This window comes from Thermomonas beijingensis (assembly GCF_020034655.1).
GTDB classification, from domain to species: Bacteria; Pseudomonadota; Gammaproteobacteria; order Xanthomonadales; family Xanthomonadaceae; genus Thermomonas; species Thermomonas beijingensis.
Window position 1 is genome coordinate 1 of the sequence record NZ_JAIQDJ010000023.1, and the last position, 2731, is coordinate 2731.

At 58.0% G+C, this 2731-nt stretch carries 3 protein-coding genes; all 3 read right to left on the reverse strand.

All coding sequences use genetic code 11. The annotated features are described in order from the left end of the window. Positions 1-665: 665 nt before the first annotated feature. Entirely contained in the window at positions 666-1097 is a 432-nt protein-coding gene (locus tag K7B09_RS12840) for a hypothetical protein (protein ID WP_223629861.1), read from the reverse strand. Between the two features lie 105 nt (positions 1098-1202). Further along, the gene (locus tag K7B09_RS12845) at positions 1203-1622 is read right to left on the reverse strand and encodes a hypothetical protein (RefSeq protein WP_223629862.1); all 420 of its coding nucleotides are present in this window, start codon (positions 1620-1622) and stop codon (positions 1203-1205) included. A 538-nt stretch (positions 1623-2160) separates the two neighbouring features. Continuing rightward, positions 2161-2607, reverse strand: a complete 447-nt coding sequence (locus K7B09_RS12850) for a hypothetical protein (protein WP_190282510.1) — start codon at positions 2605-2607, stop codon at positions 2161-2163. Between the last annotated feature and the right edge of the window lie 124 nt (positions 2608-2731).

Sequence of the window (2731 nt, forward strand, 5' to 3'; positions counted from 1 at the left end):
AGATCATGGTTCCAAATCCGGATAGGGAAATGAAGATCCAAGCCATTACTGTGACGAAGATGGAACGATTATTTGTGCTGTTCACTTCAATCCCCATTGATGTGTCTGTGAGGCCTAACGCCTGAGTTAAGCCGAACTGCGTAGCGCAGGCAACGGCGTGGCAAGCTTTCTCTGCCACGCCATTGCCGGAGCGAAGCAGTTTCGGCTTGAACGAATTGTTAGGCGGCACCTACCACTCTGTACGCCGCCCTAGCTTGAAATATGCCTTCCACGAGGCAACGGTTTCTTCACGATCTTTGATAGACGCTAGCTTTTCTGACTCATGGCGCCATTCAAGCCGATTGCCTAGTTGCTTTTCTATCAAGTTAGACACAACGCCCCAATTTGTACACTCGCCGCCCTTGGACTCAATAAGACCAAGGAGTTCGTGAGCCTCCTGCAGCGCCTGCTCAGAGGTAACGACAAATAGTCGGTGAATGTGCGAGGCCGTGCGCGATGACATTAGGGGGATGTGTGACTCTTCGGTGTCCATGAGCGTGTCTTGTGCCGCCTAACGCCTGAGTTAAGCCGACCGGCGTAGCGGCGGCAGTAAAGAACGACCCAACCTTAGCACATTGCCGCCGCGAAGCTGGGTCGGCTTGAACGAATTGTTAGCTTGCACAGCGTCAGGTCAGCGCAGCGCCGGCCGCGAAGGTTACGCCGGTGCTGGTTGCAACAATGGTTGAAACAACAAGCAAGGAGCCTGCTGCGGGAACGCCAACAACTAAGGCCACAGACAGCGCAAGCAAAGTCGAAGCGAGCAGGCATGGGGCAAGTGTGGCCTTTAAGCACTTCGACAATGCGCCAACACCCGCTCGAACGACGACTACATTGTCTGCGCTGGCCGGGAAGAGAGCCTTGCCCGCCAGCATGCCAATGATCGCGCCAACGACAAATCCGGCGGTGCCACCACCCACAAGCAGGGGCCACGCAGAATCTGCTTTATAAAAGACAGCAAGTGTTGAGCCTGCACCAGAGAACGCAGCGGCATTCGCGGATAGGCTCGCAAGGGCAACTATTGGATCGCCAGGCGCGAGCGGTTCAGGGGGCGTGGACATTGTTGTGCAAGCTAACACCTGAGTTAAGCCGGCCCGCCCGATGCGAACCGGCTGGTCCGAGACCGCGAAGCGGGCTCGGCTTGAACGAATTGTTAGCTGGCCGCGTTACACCAGCCAACCGCGCGCAATTCCTTTGCGGCTAAGCAAGACGAGGCCGATGCCAATGGCAAGCACAATCGCTTGCATGACGACGGCCACAGGCCCCGCCAACCTCATGCCGTCCGCCAGCACGAAGAGGCCAAAGTCCTGAACCAGAATGCCCAACAGTGAAAGAGCGAAGACAGGAAACGCCCACTTCTTACGCAGGAGCAGGCCAATGGAGCCCAACGCCCCGCCGAACACGGCAATTGCGGTAGCTGCAATCGCCCAGCCAGCGCGGGCGGCGTAGAGCGCTTGCTGCGCCTCAGGTAGCTCGGCGAGGTCTTCTGGTGAAAGACGAAGGTCAGAGAAAAATGCAAGACAGCCGAGCAGGTTCCAGAGCAATGCCAAGACCGCGACGACTTTGAACCAAGTTGGTGTGTTCATTCGATTTCTCCCCAGATTGCGGACGAAGTGCTTGGGCCAGCTAACACCTGAGTTAAGCCGCGCCGCGAAGCGGCGTCGGCTTGGACGAATTGTTAGGGCCGACGTTACGGCCGAAGCGGCGGAACCGCAAGCCGCAACGCCGCGCACGAAGCGGGAGCCGCTGACCGGAAGCCGAGTCACAGGCAGGCCGAGGCTGGAAAAGCCGAAGCCAGAGCGCTGCCCAGCCGAAGCGAGAACACTGGCGAGCGAAAGCGCGACGGCATGTACGGCACGACGCGATGACACCCGAGCGCGAACACGAAGGTCAACCCATTCGCTTGGCGGCGGCGCGCCCGCGCTGTCCGAAGCGATGCGTCCGAAGCGAGAAAAGCGACGCGCGAGCCACCGACCAACGGCGACCCAGCAGGACGCAAGAAACGCAGAGCGCGATGCAACGACCGAAGCCCACAACACTGGAAAGCCTTTCCCCAGGCCTAACACCTGAGTTAAGCCGCGCCGCGAAGCGGCGTCGGCTTGGACGAATTGTTAGGTGCCATCTCTATTTCCCAACTCCTTGGCGCCTGCGAACCAATCTGTTGAGTTGCAGAGTAGCATCTTCTAACGATAGCCCCTGGATGACGGCGGGAGATGCATCCCCGGATGAATAGAGAATTCGTGGGTCATACCTGGTAGTCACGCTCCAACCTGAGCATGCGTCCATTCTGTCGATGCTGCGCACGGTAACGACTGTGTCACCCGCCGATAAATTTCCCTTCCATGATCTAACAACACGCCAGATCACCGTCTGTTGAAAGAACGCATCTGGTCTGAGTTGCTGTATTTCATCGGGGTCCGGTGAGATCTTGAGCGGATAAGCCAGAAATACAGAATCGCTTTTCTGGAAGATAGTGTCCGGCCGGTCGTCCCAGAAAATTGTGCACGCGGCGGCCCGCTGCGTTGTCATCAATAGTGCTGCTGTAACGAGCATGGCGATGGTGGTTCGCATGGCACCTAACACCTGAGTTAAGCCGCGCCGCGAAGCGGCGTCGGCTTGGACGAATTGTTAGAGCGCGCCGAACGTGCTCTGCATTTGAGGCAGATCATAGGGCAGGAGCAGAGACCGATGCTGG